This window comes from Micromonospora sp. NPDC003197, assembly GCF_053590565.1.
On the sequence record NZ_JBSFTE010000008.1, the window covers coordinates 25,336 to 46,584 of the forward strand.

17 protein-coding genes are annotated in these 21,249 nt (G+C 68.3%); 7 read left to right on the forward strand and 10 right to left on the reverse strand.

The genetic code is table 11. The features are described from left to right. The first annotated feature begins 75 nt into the window (after positions 1-75). The 4 genes from ACWDV4_RS11095 to ACWDV4_RS11110 all read left to right on the forward strand — a co-directional run bounded on the left by ACWDV4_RS11095 (position 76) and on the right by ACWDV4_RS11110 (position 5,950). Positions 76-855, forward strand: coding sequence for a hypothetical protein (locus ACWDV4_RS11095; protein WP_449976802.1), 780 nt, complete (start codon positions 76-78; stop codon positions 853-855). After that, the gene (locus tag ACWDV4_RS11100) at positions 852-3,149 is read left to right on the forward strand and encodes a hypothetical protein (protein WP_449976804.1); all 2,298 of its coding nucleotides are present in this window, start codon (positions 852-854) and stop codon (positions 3,147-3,149) included. Before ACWDV4_RS11095 ends, ACWDV4_RS11100 begins: the two co-directional genes overlap by 4 nt. 236 nt (positions 3,150-3,385) lie before the next feature. Further along, entirely contained in the window at positions 3,386-4,042 is a 657-nt protein-coding gene (locus ACWDV4_RS11105) for a hypothetical protein (RefSeq protein WP_449976806.1), read from the forward strand. 327 nt (positions 4,043-4,369) lie between these two features. Beyond that, positions 4,370-5,950, forward strand: a complete 1,581-nt coding sequence (locus ACWDV4_RS11110; RefSeq protein ID WP_449976808.1) for an aldehyde dehydrogenase family protein — start codon at positions 4,370-4,372, stop codon at positions 5,948-5,950. Positions 5,951-6,063: 113 nt separating this feature from the next. On the opposite strand, the gene ACWDV4_RS11115 is transcribed toward ACWDV4_RS11110, so the two are convergent. The 8 genes from ACWDV4_RS11115 to ACWDV4_RS11150 all read right to left on the reverse strand — a co-directional run bounded on the left by ACWDV4_RS11115 (position 6,064) and on the right by ACWDV4_RS11150 (position 14,910). Continuing rightward, positions 6,064-7,245, reverse strand: a complete 1,182-nt coding sequence (locus tag ACWDV4_RS11115; protein WP_449976810.1) for a GNAT family N-acetyltransferase — start codon at positions 7,243-7,245, stop codon at positions 6,064-6,066. Beyond that, entirely contained in the window at positions 7,242-7,997 is a 756-nt protein-coding gene (locus ACWDV4_RS11120; RefSeq protein WP_449976812.1) for an amino acid-binding protein, read from the reverse strand. Before ACWDV4_RS11120 ends, ACWDV4_RS11115 begins: the two co-directional genes overlap by 4 nt. 165 nt (positions 7,998-8,162) lie before the next feature. Beyond that, positions 8,163-9,209: a LacI family DNA-binding transcriptional regulator gene (locus ACWDV4_RS11125; RefSeq protein ID WP_449976814.1), complete on the reverse strand. Its 1,047-nt coding sequence runs from the start codon at positions 9,207-9,209 to the stop codon at positions 8,163-8,165. An 85-nt stretch (positions 9,210-9,294) separates the two neighbouring features. After that, positions 9,295-10,743 carry a GH1 family beta-glucosidase gene (locus ACWDV4_RS11130; protein WP_449977198.1) on the reverse strand — a complete coding sequence of 483 codons (1,449 nt, stop codon included), beginning with the start codon at positions 10,741-10,743 and terminating at the stop codon, positions 9,295-9,297. Between the two features lie 8 nt (positions 10,744-10,751). Then, positions 10,752-11,576 carry a carbohydrate ABC transporter permease gene (locus ACWDV4_RS11135; protein ID WP_449977200.1) on the reverse strand — a complete coding sequence of 275 codons (825 nt, stop codon included), beginning with the start codon at positions 11,574-11,576 and terminating at the stop codon, positions 10,752-10,754. 131 nt (positions 11,577-11,707) lie between these two features. Continuing rightward, positions 11,708-12,703 (reverse strand): carbohydrate ABC transporter permease, encoded by a 996-nt coding sequence (locus ACWDV4_RS11140; protein ID WP_449976816.1) that lies wholly within the window; start codon positions 12,701-12,703, stop codon positions 11,708-11,710. Positions 12,704-12,806: 103 nt separating this feature from the next. After that, a complete protein-coding gene (locus ACWDV4_RS11145) occupies positions 12,807-14,111 on the reverse strand; it encodes an ABC transporter substrate-binding protein (RefSeq protein WP_449976818.1) in 1,305 nt (434 codons plus the stop codon). Positions 14,112-14,361: 250 nt separating this feature from the next. Next, positions 14,362-14,910 (reverse strand): plasmid pRiA4b ORF-3 family protein, encoded by a 549-nt coding sequence (locus ACWDV4_RS11150; protein WP_449976821.1) that lies wholly within the window; start codon positions 14,908-14,910, stop codon positions 14,362-14,364. Positions 14,911-15,057: 147 nt separating this feature from the next. On the opposite strand from ACWDV4_RS11150, the gene ACWDV4_RS11155 reads away from it, so the two are divergent. Continuing rightward, positions 15,058-15,801: a pyrimidine reductase family protein gene (locus tag ACWDV4_RS11155; protein WP_449976824.1), complete on the forward strand. Its 744-nt coding sequence runs from the start codon at positions 15,058-15,060 to the stop codon at positions 15,799-15,801. Here ACWDV4_RS11155 and ACWDV4_RS11160 read toward each other — a convergent pair. Continuing rightward, positions 15,778-17,160: an RNA polymerase sigma factor gene (locus tag ACWDV4_RS11160; RefSeq protein ID WP_449976825.1), complete on the reverse strand. Its 1,383-nt coding sequence runs from the start codon at positions 17,158-17,160 to the stop codon at positions 15,778-15,780. The genes ACWDV4_RS11155 and ACWDV4_RS11160 overlap by 24 nt on opposite strands. Next, positions 17,157-17,519, reverse strand: a complete 363-nt coding sequence (locus ACWDV4_RS11165) for a YciI family protein (protein WP_449976826.1) — start codon at positions 17,517-17,519, stop codon at positions 17,157-17,159. The genes ACWDV4_RS11160 and ACWDV4_RS11165 overlap by 4 nt, the downstream gene beginning before the upstream one ends. Positions 17,520-17,707: 188 nt before the next feature. Between ACWDV4_RS11165 and ACWDV4_RS11170 the strand changes: the two genes are divergently transcribed. Together ACWDV4_RS11170 and ACWDV4_RS11175 are read left to right on the forward strand one after the other, a co-directional pair. Further along, positions 17,708-19,318 (forward strand): MFS transporter, encoded by a 1,611-nt coding sequence (locus tag ACWDV4_RS11170; protein WP_449976828.1) that lies wholly within the window; start codon positions 17,708-17,710, stop codon positions 19,316-19,318. Between the two features lie 165 nt (positions 19,319-19,483). After that, positions 19,484-21,238, forward strand: a complete 1,755-nt coding sequence (locus ACWDV4_RS11175; RefSeq protein ID WP_449976831.1) for an ATP-binding protein — start codon at positions 19,484-19,486, stop codon at positions 21,236-21,238. The last annotated feature ends 11 nt before the right edge of the window (positions 21,239-21,249 follow it).

A 21,249-nucleotide genomic window follows, 5' to 3' on the forward strand; every position in this document is an offset into this window, starting at 1 on the left:
CCCAACGCCACGCATCGCTATAAGTGACATGTCCCCGCAGGCTAGAGAGGCGAGACGGGGCATGAGGAGGATGAGATGGCACCGGCAGCGCAGCCCGACCGGCGGCTGATCATGTTCGTGGACATGGAGAGCTACAGCAGGAACGACGACATGGGACAGTTCCACGCCCAGAGCAACTTCCAGAGGATCATGCGAGACTCTGCAGAGCTTTGCGGACTGGACAGGAACGGCTGGGTAACCCAGGCGAACGGGGACGGCGAGTTTGCGATCTTCCCGCCGGGAACCTCGGAGCCGAGGATCATCGCTGAACTTGTGCCGGCAATGGACCGAGTCCTGCGCGATCACAATCGGCAAGCTGCGGATCACGCACGCATCCGGATGCGCGTCGCCCTCCACCAAGGCCTGGTAACGCCAGCGGAGAACGGCTTTGCTGGCAAGGCGGTCGTTACAGCTGCACGGTTGGTCAACGCAGAACCGGTACGAAAGGCACTGGCTTCTTTTCCCGACGCTGGAGTGGCGCTCATCGTGTCGGCCGCCATCCACCGTGACGTGGTGAGCCAGTCCTACAGCGGAATCCGCCGAGACCGCTTCCGCCGAGTACGTGCAGAGGTGAAGTCCTTTGCAGAGGAGGCATGGGTGTTCGTGCCGGACGAAAACATCAACCACAGCGCCTCGGGTAGCTCGGGCGCTGCTCGCCGTCGCGGAAGACAGACAACGCAGCCGGCAGTGGATCCGTCCGGTGGAAGCAGGTTCAACTTCGGGACCGTCACCAACAACGGGCCCACAGTGTATGGCGACCATGGCCGTGCCTTCGGCGCGTCGGTGTGGGTCGACGACAAGGAGGGAGACCTGTGACATCCCACCTTTCTCCTGACAAAAAGCCATCGCTGGTTGACGCTGGGGCTGACGCGGCGGTAACGATCGTGCCCAATCCGAGCGCGGATGACCCAAAGCGCACCGCGAAAGCAGAGGAATCTGAGCCTGCCCAGGAGGAGGCAGGGGCAGTCGCGAATCTACAAATCGTGCAGGCCCACGAAAAGGACGAAGAGGAAGAGGACCAGTCAGAGGATCCTGTGGAGAGTGCGGGATCCCACCGCTCTGCCGACTTCGTGCAGTCCAATCCGACACTCAGAGCGTGGATGCCCGGGCAAGGTAAGTACTACCGGTTCGACGATGTCCGAAACGAAGGGCCGACCGTCTACGGCGACTATGCGCAAATGGCCGGCAGCATCTTCAACTTCGGCACCGACGATCGCGTGCGATTGAGCGCTGACCCCATCCGCCGCATCAAGCTCAAGGTAGCCACATTTGTCAAGCCCCCTTGCTTCGACGACCTGGCACAACGCTTGCACCGAAGCCCGGTGGCCGGTTTGGCAGGCCCGGTTGGCAGTGGACGCCTGAGTACCGCCTGTGCCGCACTTGCGACTCGGCGAGGCCAGGAGAACATCCGGGAAATCATGCTCCCGGATCCCATCGATCCTCTGCAGCTACGAAACCATCAGGATCTCCTACAAAAGGGACATGGCTATATCATCCGACTCGGCGCCAACACCACTGCCGGACTTATCCGAGCTTTGGAGCGGACTTTCGAGACGCACGAAGCGAGTGCGGTGTTGGTCCGAGATCTAGACAGGCCAAACGACGTACTGCACCACGCCGAGGTGTTTCACAGGTCCAACTTCGATCCGGCGGTGATGTTCCGTCGACATCTTGTCTACCACCTATACGGCCACTGCATCGACGACGACGGCTGCAACAACCGGTGCGGAATCCGCTACGCACGGAAACTCATGAAGAACAGCCTCCTTCGAAGCGGCGTAAAGCTGTTGACTCAACCCCGAGAGTGCGCGCAGCAGGCGGAAACGATCGCAACAAGACTTCCACGGAGCAATGAAGAGCTGGCGGCCCTACTTCCCTCCGGGGAGAAGCGGCGGCGCATTCGTGCACGCACCATCCTGGAGACGCCTGCAGCCGAGGGCGACTATCAGCATCGTCAGCTGCAGCACCGTCGGGCCCTACGGGTGGCATACGCGGTCTTCTCCGGCCATCCGATCGCCCACGTGACAGATGCCGCCGGGCTCTTATTGGAGAAACTAGATGAACTCTTCGCCCATCCCGCCATCTGCCGGCCCGCACTGGTACACAGTCTCCCCGTGCTGCTAGGCAACGAGCTCACCGGCGACTGGGACAAGGAAGAAGCAATAGGACATCCCCGACCAAACGTGGCAACCCGAATGGCTCACGTCGAACCAGACATGGTCCGAGCACTGCTGGAAGTTAGCTGGAATGAATTCGACAATAGTCGACCGGCACTTATCGGCTGGGTAGACGCGCTGGCCACTCACCCCGCAGAGGATTTCAAGAACTGCGCAGCGGTCGCTGCTGCCGGATTTGCCTGTCACGACTTTGACCAGGTCTACGACAGCATGATCAGCAAGTGGGCCAAAGATCGGAAGCCGCCCCTCCGCCAAGCCGCTGCCGCCGCCCTGGTGGCCGCAATAAATCTTGCCGAATCGGCAACGCGCGGCACATCGGCGAGCGACCGGATCAGCAGACAAGTAAATAGAAAAATCTCTCTACTCGCCCAGTCTAATGCGGCGTTCGAGCGCGACACGGCCGCCAAGACATGGTCTATGGGCTTCCGACCACCGCATCACAGCCAGTTGCTGCGCGATCTTACGTATGTCGCTCGCAATGCCAACGGTTATCTTGGTCACGAGGTCGCGGAGGCGGTCGCTCGGCTAACCGGAGATGTAGGCCATGCCCCAATGTTGGTTCTTCTTAACAGGTGGGCGCAAAGCGGGGACCCAACCCTCGCGGCTGCAGCTGGCCGATCGTTCCGCCTGCTGATCGCGTCAGAGCTTCCCTCCCCGGGCCGATTTCCGTTGCTCTCAATGGCCGGCACGTCTCCTCAGGCTCTGGAAGACACGGCGGTTCTCTGGCGCCTCGTTCTCTTGGATCCGGACCTCGCCGAGAGCGGTTGGCGTCAACTGGGCCATTGGCTGCGATCCTTCCGGACGTACCCACCAACTGCGGAGGCCTTCCGCGCCCTGCTCCGGAGGCTCGTGCTCGACCCGAGCGTGCAACCACGATTCACCTACTGGCTATCGCGAGCCGGTGCCCTATCCCCATCCGCTTCGGCCGCTTAAGTCCGGAGGTATCGATGACCTCGCCCACCGCTACCGCAACCACGAATGCCCTCGTCCGTTGCTGGCGAGGCCTGAGATCCTGGCTCAGGAACCTCTGGTCCGCCGCACTCCGCCTCTTGGCTGGTCCACCATCGCCGATTCGACGAGCCGCCCCAGAGAGGATCAGCCAACGACATCGCTTATCCCAGCCCATCATCGTGCCAGCACGAGGGTTCGTCTTTACGTTCGAAATCCACGTGCTGCTGACCTGGCAAGCAGAAGAGGTACGTGAGGACGTGCTGGGCGCCTGGGCATTGCAGTTTGCCGACATCGCAAGGAGGGATATCGAGAGGCAGGCCGCTGAGCTGTCACGGCATTTCCACCCGCAACAGGCCGGTGAACTCGAGCACCGCCTCAACCGGGAACTGTCGCGTACTCACCGTACATACGAACGGCGGGGTCTCGTGCTCCGCTGCCAGCCCGAGGTCCGGGTCCGCCTCGATACGGAGGTACGCGAGCAACTCCGAGCAATCCACCTGCAACGAATCCAAGAGGAGGGGGAGCATGAGTTGCTCCTACGACGAGCACAGCGGACCGACCAACTGACCCAACGGTGGATCGCGGTAATAGACCGGCTTCGCCGTAGCCCTCTTGCGCATGCCGCAGCTCACCTGACCGACGAGCATCTGGCCAGCGTTATTGAGCAATACGTGGTGGCCGAAGACAAGTCGAATATCGACCTTCTCGCTTCCCGTCTCGATGAAATACTCCGGCACAGCGGGCGGATTGGGCAGCCACTGGAAACGCATGAGGCTGACGAGGTCATCAAGCTGCTTAACGATGCGTTGGTCAACGTACCCGACCTGTTGTCAGCCACCTACCGCTCAACCCCAAACGGCGCCAAGGCGCAGTGACCCCCAGCCGGGCGCGGCCGGTAACTTCAGTGACAAGCCCCTCCTTCTTGTTGATCCGCCCGCTGATACCGCACCGTTCCTTCGTCGATCATGTTCGCGACAGTCCAACCTTCGAACGCTTGTGTAAGACGAACCCGAGCTCCACCCCAGACGTAGCCCGCTCCGGTCGCGAGCCAACACCGGCCAGCGGGCGGATAAGTCCTCACCGTTCTGTCCTGGGATACGGGCGTACGGTTGCCGACCCGGGCCCGGCTGGGGGACAGTACCGATAGATCAGCGGTGCCATCGACGCCGCCGCTTCCACTGGTCACGTCCAAGGAGGCAGCGATGGCGTTACGCCTTGCCGAAGGCACGAGCTGGGCAGAGACCCTCGCCCGTGCGGTCGCCGCGACACCCGAAGCATTCGACCGGGAACCGGCCGAGGGACCGGCACACCCGACCACCCTGCGCAACCTGGTGCAGGGTGCCTGGCAGTCGGTCGGCATGCCGACACCGGTGCGTACCCCGGTGGACGGCACCATTCTGGTCAACCTGCCCCGAGTCGACGCCGGCTCGGCGCTGGCCGCCGTACGGTTCGCCGCCGCCGAGCACCGCGACTGGGCGGCCACCCCGCTGGCCGAACGGAAGTCCCGGGTGGTCGGGGCGCTCGACGACCTGTCGGCCCACCGGGACCTGCTGGCCCTGCTGCTGGTCTGGGAGATCGGCAAGCCGTGGCGGCTGGCCTGCGCCGACGTCGACCGGGCACTGGACGGGGTGCGCTGGTATGTCGAGGAGATCGACCGGATGCTCGCCGACGGCCGGGAGCCGCTGCCCGGCCCGGTCAGCAACATCGCCAGCTGGAACTACCCGATGAGCGTGCTGGTCCACGCCGAGCTGGTGCAGATCCTGGCCGGCAACGCGGTGATCGCCAAGACCCCGTCCCAGGGCGGGGCGGTCTGCCTCACCGTGGCACACGCGCTGATGCGGCGCGCCGGGCTGCCCGCCACACTGCTCTCCGGCAGCGGGGAGGAACTCTCCGAGGTGCTGGTCCGGGCCCCCGAGATCGGCGCGGTCGCCTTCGTCGGCGGCCGGTCCAACGGCGGCAAGGTCGCCGCCGCCCTGCTCGACTCGGACAAGCGTCACTTCATCGAGCAGGAAGGGCTCAACGCCTGGGGCATCTGGGACTTCTCTCAGTGGGACTCCCTCGCCGCCCACCTCAAGAAGGGCTTCGAGTACGGCAAGCAGCGCTGCACCGCGTACCCGAGGTTCGTCGTACAGCGGGATCTGGTCGACCAGTTCCTCGACATGTACCTGCCGGTGGTCCGCTCGGTACGCTTCGGCCACCCGCTCGCTGTCGGTGGCGACTGGACCGCCGGTGACCCGCTGCCGGAGCTCGACTTCGGACCGCTGATCAGCGCCGCCAAGGCCAACGAGCTACGCCGCAAGGTCGAGGAGGCGGTACGCGGTGGCGCGGTCCCGCTGCACCGGGGCCGGCTCGACGGGGCGCCGTTCCTCGACGGACAGGACACCTCGGCGTACGTGGCCCCGTCGGTGCTGCTGGCCCCACCCGGCCGGTCCCGACTGATGCACGCCGAGCCGTTCGGCCCGGTCGACACGATCGTGGTGGTGGACACGAAGGACGAACTGCTGGCCGCGATGAACGCCTCCAACGGCGCGCTGGTGGCCAGTCTCGCCTGTGACGACGAGGAGTTGGCGGCGAAGTTGGCCGTCGACCTCCAGGCGTTCAAGGTGGGCATCAACAAGCCTCGCTCCCGGGGCGACCGGGAGGAGCCGTTCGGCGGTCGGGGCGCGTCCTGGAAGGGCGCGTTCGTCGGTGGTGACCTGCTGGTCCACGCGGTCACTGTGAGTGGGCCCGATGGTCGGCTCTTCGGCAACTTCCCCGACTACCACAGCTACCCGGCGACCTGATCCGCCCGTCACCTTCAACCGATCCGCCCGTCGGCTGCAATCACCGGTCGACTTGGACCGACTCCGGTGGTCCGGCCCCGAACCAGGACCGGACCACCGGAGTCTCCCCCCTGCTACACCTCGACGGCGGCAGGTGCCTGTGCCGGATCAGCCTGCTCCCGGTGGCCGATGCCGTCCCCGACGCCGGCCGCGCCGTCGGCCAGCGCCACAGTCACGGTGAGTAAACTGCCGTCTCGCTCGATCTGTCGCGGGCCGGCCAGCCGGTGCAGCGTCCGCAGCATGGCGATGTTGTCGGCCTGGGTGTGTGCCACGAGCACGGCGTACCCGGCCCGGTCGGCGTGCACGGTCAACCGGCGCAGCAACGCGCCGCCGAGCCCTCGGCGCTGCCAGGCGTCCGTCACCAGCAGCGCCAATTCCGCCATCGCCCCCTCGGCCACCAGGTTGGCCAGCGCCACCACCCGCTCCGGCTCCCCCGCTGTTCCGGCCGACACTGTTCCGGCCGACACGGCGACCAGGCTCAGCCCGTACGCCGGTTCGAGCAGTCGACGTAGCTGCGCGTCGGTGGGTCGGGCCCCGCCGGTGAGATAGCGCCGGTACCGGCTGGCTGGCGAGCACCGCTCATGCATCTCGCGTACGGCCGGCAGGTCGTCGACGGTGGCCGGCCGTACGGTCAGCTCCGCCCCGTCGGGCAGGACCAGGGTGACCCGGTCGGCGGCTCCGCGTACCACCGTCGCCGCCAGGTCCACCAGTGCCTGGGCCCGGGCGAACTCGGCCGGGGTGAAGCTCGGCGCGTCACGCCGTACCTCGAAGCAGCCACCCGCTGGATCGGCCAGCCACATCGCCTCGCCATCGACGCGGCCGGACCGCCCGATCCCCGGGGCGCTCGTCGAAACCGGCTCCGGGGCCGACTCCGGGGTCGACGTCGGGACCGGCTCTGGTCGCCAGGTCACCACGCGGGCCGCCAGCAGGCTGCGCAAGAGTTCTCCCAGGGTGTCCGGGTCCCGGACCAGTCGGTTGGCCAGGCCCAACACCCGGGTCGGCTGGTCGACGAGTCCTCGGGCCTCGCTGCGGGCCACCCAGCAGTCCCGGCCCCGGCCGCGTTCGACCGCCGCCACCAGATCCTGCTCGGTCAGGGTGTTCGGCGCGTCGACCAGGAAGTCGTCCACCGCGCCGCTCTCGGTGGTGTGCACCTGCATGGTCAGGATGTTCACGCCACGCAGGGCGAGACTCGCGGTAAGTACAGAAAGGTAGCCGGGTCGGTCGTCCACGGTCGCCCTGATCCGCCACAACGTCATGACGGCTCCTTCCACGTGTCGGGGTCGAACCTGTCGGAGAGGGCGGTCGCCGCCGCCTCGGGTGTCGCACTGACCAGGTCGATCCGGTCACCGAGGATCACCGCGGCGGCGCGTACCAGTTGCGCCACCCGGTCGACCTCGGTCAGGTGGAAGCCGGCCGCCGGCAACTCCGGGCTGTCCACCCTGGTCACCAGTAGCACCATCCCGGCCCGACCGAACGGCACGGCGGCGTAGTGGGTGCCGGCCGGGCCGTCCATCGCCCGGGGACGTAGCGGGGTCACCTCCGGCAGGTGCGGGGGGACCGGCATCTGCCAGCTCGCGTACACCACGGTCGGTTCCCCGCCACCGGTCGACCTGCTGCGGGCCGCCCAGTCGGTCGGGACCACCACCGCCGCCGCCCAGTCGGCCGCCAACAACCCGGGTACGGCATCCACCAGGGTCGCCAGTCCCTCGTTGGCGTTGCCCGCCACCTGGGCGAGCAGTTCCGCGTCCTGGCCGCCGCTGGATGGGGCGCCGATCGCCCGCCACACGCCGTCGACCCGTACTCCGGGGATGGCGGCGAGCCCGGCGAGCAGGCGCTCCACCCGGGCCATGCCGGGCCACACGACGGTGAAGTCGTCGATCGCTCGGCCGCCCAGTCGTTCCAGCACCACCACCTGGACGATGTCCGCTCCGGCGACCCCCAGTGTGCGGGCCACCTGGCCGAGCGAGCCCGGGCGGTCCGGCATCGTCACCCGTACCCTCAGCAACATCTCTGCCCCTCTGGTCGACGGACCGGCGCGCTTACGCCGGTGAGCCTGGGAACAGGCTGCCCGTTGACCATTTCGCCCCTGTTGCCGCAGCATGTCCCAACTGCAAAAACTCACCCTTGACGCGGCGGCATCCTCCGCCCCGTGCACGGGCGGGTGGGGGGTGGGTCAGGCGGATTCGCGGGGAACCAGGTGGGTGTCGAGCAGTACGTAGGGTGGCTGCTCCTCCTCGCCCCGGATCCGGGCCACCAGCAACCGGGCCATCTGCCGGCCCATCTCCTCCACCGGCTGGAACACGGTGGTCAGTGGCGGCTCGGCCTGCCGGGCGATCGGGGCGTCGTCGAAGCCGACCACGGCCACGTCGTCGGGCACCCGCCGCCCCGCCTCCCGTAGTGCCCGCAGCGCGCCGAAGGCCATCAGGTCACTGGCGGCGAAGACCGCGTCGAGGTCCGGGCAGCGGGTCAGCAGGTCCCGCATCGCCGCCGTACCGCTGCCCTCGCTGAAGTCGCCGTACGCGATCAAATCGTCGGTGACCGTACGACCGCTGGTCGTGACCGCCTCCTGGTAGCCGGTCAGTCGGGCCAGCCCGGCCCCCATGTCCTGCGGGCCGGCGATGGTGCCCACCCGGGTATGCCCCCGCTCGAAGAGGTATTCCACCGCCTGCCGGGCACCCCCGGTGTTGTCCACGTCCACGAAGTGCGCCAACTGGGCCCCCGGCTGGAGCATCCGGGCCGGCCGACCGCCCAGCACGGTGGGCAGGCCCCGTTCGGCGAGCAGAGTCGGCAGCGGATCGGCGTCGTGCAGCGACAGCAGCAGCACCCCGTCGATGTGCTGGCTGGTCAGGTGGTGTTCGACCCGCTCCCGTTCGGCCGGTGACTGGGCCATGGCCAGCCACAGCTGCATCGGCGTCTCCAGCAGCCCGGAGCTGATGCCGCGCACGATGCCGGCGAAGAACGGCTCGGTGAAGACCCGGTCCCCCGACTCGGAGACCACCAACGCCACCGAGTCCGTACGCTGGGTGACCAACGCTCGGGCCGCCCGGTTCGGCACGTAGCCCAACTCCTCGATGGCCTGCTGAACGGCGGCCCGGGCCTCCGGGCTCACCTGCGGCGAGCCGTTGACGACGCGGGACACCGTGCCCCGGCCGACTCCGGCACGAGCGGCGACCGCATCGAGGGTGGGACGCCCGAGCGAGCGGGTGCGCTGGGTTGTCATCGGTTGCTCCTCCGACGTCCGGCAGCCGGCGCCAACCCAAGGCTCGGGTCGACACCGGCTGCCCTGCTTGCTGACCGGCTTCGCCCTATTGTGCGGCCAGGCTGTTACGCCGGATCACCTCGGCGTACCATTTTGCGCTTGATTTCGGGGTACGCAGCTGGGTGTCGTAGTCGACGTGCACCATGCCGAACCGCTTCGTGTAGCCCCAGGCCCATTCGAAGTTGTCCAGCAACGACCACGCGAAGTAGCCGCGCAGCGGCACCCCGGAGGCGACCGCCTGGTGGCAGGCGCGCAGGTGGGCGTCGAAGTAGCCCAGCCGGTCGGTGTCGTCGTACCCGCCGTCGGGGGTGCGCTCGTCGACGAAGGCGGACCCGTTCTCGGTGACGTAGAGCGGCAGATCGGTGTACTCCCGGCGGATCCGCTGGAGGATCTCCAGCAGGCCCGACGCGTCGATCTCCCAGCCCATGTCGGTGACCGGGCGCCCGGCGGCACCGAACCGGACCCATTCGCTCCCCGGCCAGCAGGACGGCTTGCGGTACGCCTCGACCGGCGCGCCGTCGGCGGGGTCCGCCCCGGCCACCACGTACCGGTTGTAGTAGTTGACGCCGAGCAGGGACAGCGGCGTGGAGATGATCTCCAGGTCGCCGTCTTCGACGTGCCCGAAGTCGGTGACCCCGCGCAGGTCGTCCAGTACGTCGGCCGGATATTCGCCGCGCAGGATCGGGTCCAGGAAGATCCGGTTGGCGAGGCCGTCGATGCGGCGTACGGCGTCGAGGTCGGCCTCGGTGGTCGCGCCGCGCTGCGGCGAGACCGGGTAGAGGTTGACGGTGACGCCGAAGTTGTTGTCCGGCTGGGCGGCACGCATCGCCCGTACGGCCAGCCCGTGACCGAGCATCAGGTGGTGGGCGGCCCGGATGGCGTTTCCACCGTCCTCCCGCCCCGGGGCGTGGCCGCCGGAACCGTAGCCGAGGAAGGCCGAGCACCAGGGCTCGTTGAGCGTGGTCCAGTAGCGCACCCGGTCCCCGAGGGCGGCATGGGTCAGCTCGGCGTACTCGGCGAACCGGGCGGCGGTGTCCCGGACCACCCAGCCCCCGGCGTCCTCCAGGGCCTGGGGCAGGTCCCAGTGGTAGAGGGTCACCCACGGCTCGATGCCGTGGTCGAGCAGTTCGTCGACCAGCCGACGGTAGAAGTCCAGTCCGGCCTGGTTCGCCGGGCCGGTGCCGCCGGGCTGCACCCGGGGCCAGGCCACCGAGAACCGGTACGACTTGAGCCCCAGTTCGGCCATCAGTTTCACGTCGTCGGCGTACCGGTGGTAGTGGTCGCAGGCGACGTCCCCGGTGTGGCCCTCCTTCACCCGGCCCGGGGTGTGGCTGAAGGTGTCCCAGATCGACGGAAGCCGGCCGCCCTCGTCGGCTGCTCCCTCGATCTGGTAGGCCGCGGTGGCCGCCCCCCAGAGGAAGTCGTTCGGGAAGACGAGGCGGTCGGCGGGGGCGGTGCCGGCCGGGTCGACGGGTGGAAGCTGCTGCGGGGTCACAAGGTCGGTCACGATTTGATGGAACCTTCCATGATGCCGCCGATGATCTGGCGACCGAAGACGATGAAGACGAGGAGCAGCGGCACGATCGCCAGCGCCGTACCAGTGAAGACCTGGGCATAGTCGGTGGTGTAGTTGCCGGTCGAGAGGATCTTGAGCGACACCTGCACGGTCGGGGTGTTGCTGTCCAGCACGATGTACGGCCACAGGAACTCGTTCCAGGTCTCCATGAAGGTCAGCAGACCCAGCACACCGGCGGCGGGACGCAGCACCGGTAGCACGATGTTCCAGTAGATCCGCCAGGTGGAGCAGCCGTCCACCCGGGCTGCCTCGATCAGCTCGTCGCTGATCGCCGACTGGGCGTACTGCCGGATCAGGAAGACCCCGAACCCCTTGACCAGGAACGGGACGATCACCGCCTGGAGAGTGCCGATCCAGCCTAGTTCGATCATGACCATGTAGAGCGGGATCAGACCGAGCTGGGTGGGCACCATCATCGTCAGGACGATGACCAACAGCAGCGCGTTGGCGCCCCGGAACCGCAGCTTGGCGAAGGCGAACCCGGCCAGGGTGGAGAAGAACACCACCGAGATGGTCACGATGGTGGAGACGAACAGCGAGTTGACCAGCCCAATGAGGAACGATGCCTGCTCGTTGGCGAGCAGCCGGGACGTGTTCTCCAGGAAGTTGCCGCCCGGGACGAGCGGCGGCGGGATGTCGTAGATCGCGCTGTTGTCTCGTGAGGCGACGATGAACGACCAGATGATCGGGAAGATCGACAGCAGGCAGGCAACGACCAGCGCCAGGTAGGTCAGCGGGCTCGCCTCCCACAGCCGCCCCGAGCTCCGACGGAACCGATCGGCGCCGCGACGGAACCAACCGGCGCGTCCGGGCGGGCGCCCACCGGCCTGGGACGAGGGTGGCGGCGGTGGCGTGGCCGGAGTTGACTTGGCGGTCACTGTGGTCACTTCGTCGACCCCCTCAGCGAGCGGCGTACCGCCAGGAAGTTGCCGAGCGCGAAGAGGATGATCACTAGGAACAGCGTCCACGACATCGCCGAGCCGTAGCCGTAGTCGTAGTTGCTGTCGAAGGTGCGCTCGTAGATGTACATGGCGATGGTCTGGAACTCGTTCAACGCCCCGCCCTGGATGCGTCCGTAGCCGAACAGCAGTGGCTCGGTGAAGAGCTGCATGCCGCCGATGGTGGAGATGATGGCGGTGAAGACGATCGTCGGTTGGATCAGCGGTACGGTCAGCCGCCAGAACTGGCGGCTGGGTGAGGCCCCGTCCAGTGACGCGGACTCGTAGATGTCCTTGGGGATCGCCTGCATCGCGCCGAGGTAGATCAGCGAGTTGTAGCCGATCCACCGCCAGTCGACCATGATCGAGATGGCGGTCCAGGCCGCCGGCCGGCTGTTACGCCACTCGATCGGGTCCAGCCCGGCGACGTCCAACAGCCAGGTGAGCAGGCCGAACCGGTCGGCGAAGATGAAGCCGAAGACGATGCCGACGGCCGCCACCGAGGTGATGTTGGGCAGCAGGATGCCCATCCGGAACGCCGTACGGAAGCGCAGCTTCTTGTTCAACCAGTTGGCCAGCAGCAGGGCGAGAATCAGCTGTGGCACGGTCGCCACGACGAAGATGCCGAAGGTGTTGAAGAGCGCGTTCCAGAACCGGTCGTCGGTGAGCATCTCCGAGTAGTTGGCCAACCCGACGAAACCGTTGTCCCCACCGGTCAGTGACCAGTCCCGGAACGACACGTACGCCGTGTAGATCAACGGAAAGAGACCGAAGAGGCCGAACAGGACGAAGAACGGCGCGATGTAGAAGTAGGGCGATGCCTTGGTGTCGAACTGGCCGAAGCGACCGACCCGGCGGGCGGTACGCCGGGGACGCTCCGGCTGCGCGGGCGGCGCGGTGGCGCGGGGTGGAGACTCCGCAGTACGGACGGGGTCGGGCATGGGAACGTTCCTTCCGTGAACGCTCTCGCGGGCGGCAGTCACGTGGGCTGGGCGGGCCGGTGGCGCCCGTACCGACACGGGTACGGGCGCCACCAGACGATGCCTAGCCCTCGGCCAGCTTTCGGCCGTCCTGGACCGCCTTCTGCCAGGCGGCGTCAGCGGGCGACCGGCCCTGCTCGGCGGCCTGCATCTGCGGCTCGAAGATGTTCTCCCACAGCTGCTGGTGCTTCGGGCCGAGGTAGATCGGCTTGAGCTGCTTCACGCTGCTGCCGAAGATGGTCCCGGTCGGCGCGTTGCTGAAGTACGCGTTGGTCGAGTCCTTGAACTGCGGGTCGTCCAGCGCCGGCACGCTGGAGGGCATGTTGCCCTTCTCCTTGAAGGCCGACAGGCTGCCGTCCTTGCCGGTGAGATACTTCAGCAGCTCGAAGGCCTGCTTCTTCTTGGTGCTCTGCTCCGGGATCGCCAGATAGGAGCCACCCCAGTTGCCGCTGCCACCCGGGATCGCGGCCACGTCCCACTTGCCCTTGGCTTCCTCACCGGCCCGCTCGGCGATGACACCGGTCATCCAGGCCGGGCAGGGCACGGTGGCGAAGGAGCTCTTCTTGAACGACGCGTCCCAGTCCGGCTGCCAGCGGGTGAGCTTGCTGGTGAGGCCGTCGGCACTGAGCTTGAGCCCGTAGTCCCAGGCCGTCTTGACCACCGGGTTGGTGTCGCCGATGAACTTGTTGCTGGTGTCGTAGAACCACGTGTCGGAGTTCTGCATGATGTACGGCTGCATGATGCTGGTCGCACTGTCGATCCAGGCCGCGCCCGGGTTCTTCGCCTTGAACTCCGCACCCTTGGCCGCGTACGCCTCCCAGGTCGGCCAGAGCTTGCTGACCTCGTCCCGGTTGGTGGGGAAGCCGGCCTTGACAAACAGGTCCGAGCGGTAGCACATGGCCAGGCCGCCGACGTCGGTGCCGAGGCCGACGAGCTTCTTCTTGTCGGCGGTGAATCCGTTCGACCACTTGTACGGCAGGAAGCTGCTCTCCAGCTCGGCCGCACCGAGGTCGAGCAGGTTGGCGAAGTTCTTGTGGTCCTGGAGGTAGCCCTGTAGCGGCCCCTCCTCCAGCATCACCACGTCGCCCGCGCCCTTGCCGGTGGCCAGCCACTGGACGAGCTTGGGCTGGAAGTCCTTGAGCTGGCCCATGTTCTGGGCGTCGACCTTGATGTCGGGGTTCTTGGCCTGGAAGTCGGCGACCGCCTGGTCGAAGCCGGGCGAGCCGAAGTACTGCAGGACCACGGTCACCTGGCCGTCCGCGCTGTCACCGCCTCCGCTGTCCTTGCTGCATGCCGCGGTGCCCAGAGCCATGCTCGTGGCAAGAGCGACCACGGCGATACCGCGCACGCCGCGCCTGGTAACGCTCATCCTGACCCCTCTCAGGTGTCGTGGTGGGTGGGTGTGGTTGGTGCAACCCATTGGCGCCACACCGCTTCGCTGGGCATCCATGACTCACCACCACAGACCAGCCGGGAGCGCTCCCATGAAGGGTGCACGGGACGCCGCAGAGGTGTCAATGCGTCGTTGGGAGCGTTCCCATTTCGTTACCGGCCGGAAATCGGCAGGATCGCTTCAGGTGGCAGGGGCGACTCAAAAGCCGGAGGCCGACTGGTGCCGCTCAGGTCAGTCGGCGGGCCAGCGTCGTCGCTCGGCCAGCGTCGAAGGCGGCCGGATCGAACTCCCGACCGTCGATCCAGCCGCGCATCAGGCCGTGATCGGGATGGGTCGGATCGGCGATTGCGGTCAGGAAGACCCGGTAACCGAAGGGGCCGCCGACCTCCTCTGGCGGGCAGGCCTGAGCCCCGTCGATGCAGACCGGGTAACGCTCATCGGGATCGGCACCGAAAACGTCCTCGACGACGAGCCCGTGCTCCCACCAGTCACCGAAGTCATAGGTGTAGCGGAACCGACTGCCCTTGCCCACCACCGCGTCCAACCGGGCGTCCAACTCGTCGCGCAGAGCAGACTCACCGTCCGGATCCGGCTCGCCATACTGCAACCCGTCGATGTCGAAACAGTGCAGATGGCAGTCCCGCCACCCCATCACGTGCTGGATCACCCGGTGTACCCGGTCCAGGGTGTAACCGCCGGGCACCAGCACCCGCCGCCACACGGCCGGCGTGACATCGGTCAGGGACACCTTCAGCTGGAAGATCTGACGCGGCATGGTCTCCCATCCTTCGGGCTAAGCTTCCCGCATGATCTGCCGCGCGTGCCGAGACAGGCGGCACGACGACTGCCGGGGCCACAACTGGTGCGACTGCCAGCACCGTACCCCCGTACCGACCCCTCCGGTCACTGGTCCGGCCAGCGAATGACCGGAAATATCCCGATCGGCCAACTTATGCCCGATCCAGCAGGTCCGCTCGGCGAGACCGACCTGATCAACCGGTACGGCCGTACCGCACACCCGCACCTGCGGATCAACTTCGTGTCGAGCCTCGACGGCGCGGTGACCATCGACGGCTACTCCGCCGGCCTCTCCAGCGAGCCCGACAAGCGAGTCTTCGGAATCCTGCGGATGGTCTGCGACGCCCTGCTGGTCGGTGCCGGCACCCTGCGCATCGAGGGCTATCGGGCGTTGCGCCTCGATCCGCGCCGCCGTGCCTGGCGGCAGACGCACGGGCTGCCCGAATATCCCACGCTGGTGGTGGTCTCCGGTTCCCTGGACCTCGACCCCACCCTCGCCGCCTTCACCGACGCCCCGGTCCGCCCCCTGGTGCTCACCTGCGCATCCGCCACCGCACCGCCCGGCCTCTCCGACGTCGCCGACCTGGTCCGCTGCGGTACGGACCGGGTCGACCTCGCCGCCGGACTGGCCGAGATGCATCGACGCGGACTCCACCAGGTGCTCTGTGAGGGCGGCCCGCTGCTCTTCGGCTCGCTCACCGCCGCCGACCTGGTCGACGAGGTCTGCCTGACCGTGGCTCCGATCCTGGCCGGGCCGGGGGCCGGCCGGATCACCGCCGGGCCGCTCAGCCCACCGCGCGACTTGACCCTCCGGCACGCCCTGGCCACCCCGGACGGCACCCTGCTACTGCGCTACGCCCGCCCCTGACCCCGCCACCGGTGTGTCCGCCGCACCTCGCACCGCCCCGGGTTCGACCGCCAGCCGACCCGACTGCACCACCTTGGGATCGACCACCATCCGGGTAGCCTGCACCACCTCGGTAGCGACCGCCAGTCTGGCAGCCTGCGCGTCGAGGTAGCGCTGCTCAGGGAGGCTGGTCGTACGCTGGGCCGCCCGCCGGTAGGCGTCCCGGGCCGCCACCAACTCCCCCACCATCTCCAGCAGGTGGGCCCGGACCGCGTCGAGGCGATGCTGCCCGGCCAATCCGCCGTCGGCGTCCAGCGTCGCCAACAGGTCGAGCCCGGCCTGTGGGCCATGCACCATGGCCACCGCCACCGCACAGTTGAGCCGCACCGTGGGACTGGGCGAGATTCGCTCCAGCAGCCGGTACAGGGCCAGGATCTGTCGCCAGTCGGTCTCCGCCGGGTGACGCGCGTCGGCATGCACCGCCGCGATCGCCGCCTGCAACTGGTACGGCCCGACCGGCGACCGGGCCAGCGTCCCGGTGATGAGGGCGCGGGCCTCCTCGATGGACGCGGTGTTCCACCGGCTCCGGTCCTGCTCGGCGAGCGGAACCAGGCTGCCGTCCGGTCGGGTCCGGGCCGGGCTGCGCGCCTCGGTGAAGAGCATCAGGGCCAGCAGCCCGGCCACCTCACCGTCGTCGGGCAGCAACCGATGCACCGCCCGGGTCAGCCGGATCGCCTCGGCGGACAGCTCGACCCGTTCCAGCCGGGACCCGGACGTGGCCGTGTATCCCTCGTTGAAGATCAGATAGAGCACGTGCAGCACCACGCGCAGCCGATCGTCCCACTCAGCCGGCTCGGGCATCCGCAGCGGCAGATCGGATGTGCGGATCCGCTGCTTGGCCCGGCTGATCCGCTGAGCCATGGTGGCCTCCGGCACGAGAAACGCGGCGGCGATCTGCGCCGTGGTCAACCCGCCGACCGCCCGCAGCGTCAAGGCGATCTGCGAGGCCGGGGAGAGCGCCGGGTGGCAACAGAGGAAGAGCAGGACCAGCGAGTCGTCCCGGTCCGCCGGATGATCGACGTCCGGACCTGCGGCAACGAATTCGTCGGGCGGCATCCGCGCGGCGGCCGTCTCCTCCCGGCGGCGCCGGGCCGCCACTGCCCGCCACTGGTCGGTCAATCGGCGGGTGGCGACCGTGATCAGCCAGCCCCGGGGATTGTCCGGCACCCCCTCGGTCGGCCAGCCGAGAGCGGCGGCGAGCAGGGCCTCCTGGACCGCGTCCTCGCACTCCTCGAACTGCCCGTGCCGCCGGACGAGCACGCCGAGGACCTGGGGCGCGAGTTCGCGCAGCAGGCCCTCGACGTGACCGTCGGTCCTCACATCTCCGACCCGGATTGGCCCATCAGCGGCCGCAACTCCACCCCGGCGTACCGGGCATCCGGCCAGCGCGAAGCGATCTCGGCCGCCCGCTGCGGGCTCTCGAACTCCAGCAGACAGAAGCCGGCCAACTGCTCCTTGGCCTCGACGAACGGCCCGTCGGTCAGCACCGGCACGCCGTCGCGGGGCCGGAACGTACGGGCCTGGGACGGGTCGGTCAGCGCCTCCCCGCTGATCCACTCGCCGGCCTCGGTGAGTTCCTTCATGATCGCCTCGGCCTCGGCCATCGCCCCGAGACGCTCCGCCTCGGGCAGGGCGTTCCAGGAATCCCGGTTCTGATAGATCAGCAGCAGGTACTTCACTCGTTGCTCCTCATGACGACAACGCCCACGATGGGCGCCTTTCGCAGTCAGGTCGGAGCCGGGACCGGTTTCTCGACATCCGACCCGAAAAAAGTTGGTTGGCCCTGTCGAGACGGCCCGGTCCGCTCCGACCTGTCCATGTGGTGCCGGACCAGGCACCGCGCAAACGGATCATCGGAAGGAACCCAATGTACGACCCGACCGGGCCGGAACCTGGCCCCCGTGCCGGGCACCGGGAGTGGATCGGGCTGGCCGTACTGGCCCTGCCCACCCTGCTGGTGTCCCTTGACATGAGCGTGCTGTTCCTGGCGCTGCCGCAGCTGAGCGAGGAGTTGGGGGCCGGTGGCAACCAGCAACTGTGGATCCTGGACATCTACGGCTTCCTGGTCGCCGGGTTCCTGGTCACCATGGGCACGCTCGGTGACCGGATCGGCCGACGCCGGCTGCTGCTGATCGGGGCGAGCGCCTTCGCCGCCGCCTCGCTGCTGGCCGCGTACGCCCCCAGCACGGAGCTGCTGATCGCGGCGCGGGCCCTGCTGGGCATCGCCGGTGCGACGTTGATGCCGTCGACGCTGGCCCTGATCCGGAACATGTTCCACGACGACCGGCAGCGCTCGGTGGCCATCGCGGTCTGGATGAGCTGCTTCATGGTCGGCAACACGATCGGGCCACTGATCGGTGGCGTGCTGCTGGAGTGGTTCTGGTGGGGCTCGGTCTTCCTGCTCGGCGTACCGGTGATGGTGTTGCTGGTGCTGACCGCGCCCGCCCTGCTGCCCGAACACCGCGACCCCGATCCCGGCCGGCTGGACCTGACCAGTGTGGCGCTGTCGCTGGGCGCGATCCTGCCGGTGATCTACGGCCTGAAGGAGCTGGCCAAGGAGGGCTGGCAGACCGGGCCGGCGGCGGCCGTCGTGATCGGCGTGGCGCTGGGGGTGCTGTTCGTACGCCGACAGCACCGGTTGCCCCACCCGCTGCTGGACCTGCGGCTCTTCACCGACCGGACGTTCCGCGCCGCGCTGGGCATCAACTTCCTCGGCGCGGTGCTGATGTCGGGCACCTTCCTGTTCATCCCGCTCTACCTGCAGTTGGTCGAGGGACTGCCCCCGTTGCAGGCGGGACTGTGGATGATCCCGCAGTCGTTGGCGATGATCGCCAGCACCCAGCTGACCCCGTACCTCGCGGGGCGGTTCCGTCCGGCGTACGTGATGGCGGGTGCGCTGGTGGTCGCCGCCGTCGGTGGCCTGCTGCTCAGCCAGGTCGGACCGGTCGGTGGCCGGACGCTGCTGGTGGTCGGTTTCCTGCTGGCGTGCGTCGGCGTCGCCCCGCCCTCCGCGCTGGCCACCGGCCTGGTCGTCGGCTCCGCCCCGCCGGGCAAGGCCGGGGCGACGGCATCCGTGTCGGAGACCAGCGGGGAACTCGGGGTGGCGCTCGGCCTGGCCACCCTGGGCAGCCTCGGTGCGGCCGTCTATCGTGATCAACTAGTTCTTCCGGACGGGGTGCCGGGCCGGCTCGCCGAGACCGCCCGGGAGAGCCTGGCGGGAGCGATCGCCGCCAGTGGCCAACTGTCCACCGGTCCGGCCGCCGAGCTGGTCGACAGCGCCCGGGGAGCCTTCACCAGCGGGCTCAACGTCGTGGGTGGGGTCGGCGCGCTCCTCTTCCTCGCCCTGGCCATCCTGGCGGTCGCCACCCTGCGGCGGGTAGCTCCCACGGGTCAACCCCACGTGGACCCGCCGCAGACGGACTCCGACACCGGCTCCGGCTCCGGCTCCGGTGAGACGGTCAGGTCCGCCCCGGTCTGACCCGCTGAGCTTCTGACGCCGCTTCACCCGTACCCGCGTCTGACCCACCGCGCAACCCGGCGACCGGGGCCGGCACCGCGAGTCACTTGGCGGGCTGTCGTACCGGTGGGGCAGGATGCAGGGCGTGTGCCGTGACCTGACGCCGACCGCGACCGGAGTGACCCGATGACCGCTGACGAACCGGGAGGGCCGGGCGAGGAGGTCGGCAAGGTGCTCGGCACCGCCGACGCCACCCCGCTCCAGTTCTGGACCGCGGTCACTCCGGGTAACTACCTGCAACTCGACGACGTGGTGGTCACCCGACGTGACCTGCCCGACCGGGAACCGGTCACCATCGCCGGGGTGGTGACCCAGGTCCGGGCCCGACACGAGGGAGCCCAGTTCGACTCTGACGTCTTCGCCATCGCCGACGGCACGCTGCCGGCGATGGTGCAGGAGGCCGCCGAGATCACCACCACCCGGGTCGACCCGGAGTTCTACGTACCGCCCGCCCCGGGTGCGCCGGTCTACCGGGCCGAGGGCGACGCCCGGGCGCGGGCGCTGCACTTCGACCGGATGGAACGGCGGATCCCGATGGGCACCGGCCGGGACGGGGTGCCGGTCTACCTCAACGCCGACTTCCTCGACGGCACCCGGGGTGCACACGTCTCCATCTCCGGCATCTCCGGGGTGGCCACCAAGACCAGCTTCGCCACCTTCCTGCTCTACTCGGTCTTCCGCTCCGGACAGCTCGGCCCCGACGGGATCAACTCCAAGGCGCTGATCTTCAACGTCAAGGGTGAGGATCTACTCTTCCTCGACCATCCCAACACCCGGCTGGACGCGACGACCACGGCGGCGTACGCAAAGCTCGGTCTGGCCGCCGGGGCCTTCCCGGATGTCCGGGTCTACGCCCCACCCCGGGCCGGCGACGCCTCCGGCACACCCGACGTGAGCAGCCGGCCCGCCGGGGTGGACAGCTTCTACTGGACGCTGAGCGAGTTCTGCGCCGACCGGCTGCTGCCGTACGTCTTCGCCGACGCCGACGACGAACGCCAGCAGTACACGATGGTGGTGCACTCGGTCACCGCGCACCTGGCCCGCTACGCCCAACCGGCCGACGGTGGGGTGAGCATCGACGGGGTCCGCCTCGGCTCCTACCCCGACCTGGTGGACCACATCGTCGAGCAGCTCACCGACGAGGAGACCCGCTCCGAGTGGGCCGGCAGTGCGATCAACACCGGCACGGTCAACGCCTTCGCCCGCCGGCTGATCGGCAGCAAGCGGGACCTGGCCCGACTGATCCGGGGCGACCTGGCCACCCGCCGGCCGCACCGGATCAACACCGACGAGAGCGCCCAGGTCACCGTGGTCGACCTGCACAACCTGCCGGACCGGGCGCAGCGGTTCGTGGTCGGCGTCACCCTCAAGACCGAGTTCGAGAACAAGGAGAAGAAGGGCGCCAAGCCGCTGCTCTTCGTCGTACTCGACGAGCTGAACAAGTACGCCCCGCGCGACGGCTCCTCCCCGATCAAGGAGGTGCTGCTGGACATCGCCGAACGGGGTCGCTCGCTCGGGGTGATCCTGATCGGTGCGCAGCAGACCGCCAGCGAGGTCGAGCGGCGGATCGTCACCAACTCGGCGATCCGGGTGGTCGGCCGGCTCGACCCGGCCGAGGCATCCCGACCGGAGTACGGCTTCCTGCCGCCAGCCCAGCGCCAACGCGCACTACTGGCCAAACCCGGCACGATGTTCGTCAACCAGCCGGACATCCCGGTGCCGCTCTGCCTGGAGTTCCCGTTCCCGGCCTGGGCGACCCGGGTTTCCGAGGCCGGTCAGGCCCCGTCGGGGACGCTCCGCTCGATCACCCAGGCCGCCGACCCGTTCGCGGTGGTCGGTGCCCGGTCCGGCGCGCTCACCGACGACGACATCCCGTTCTGATCGGGGCAGCC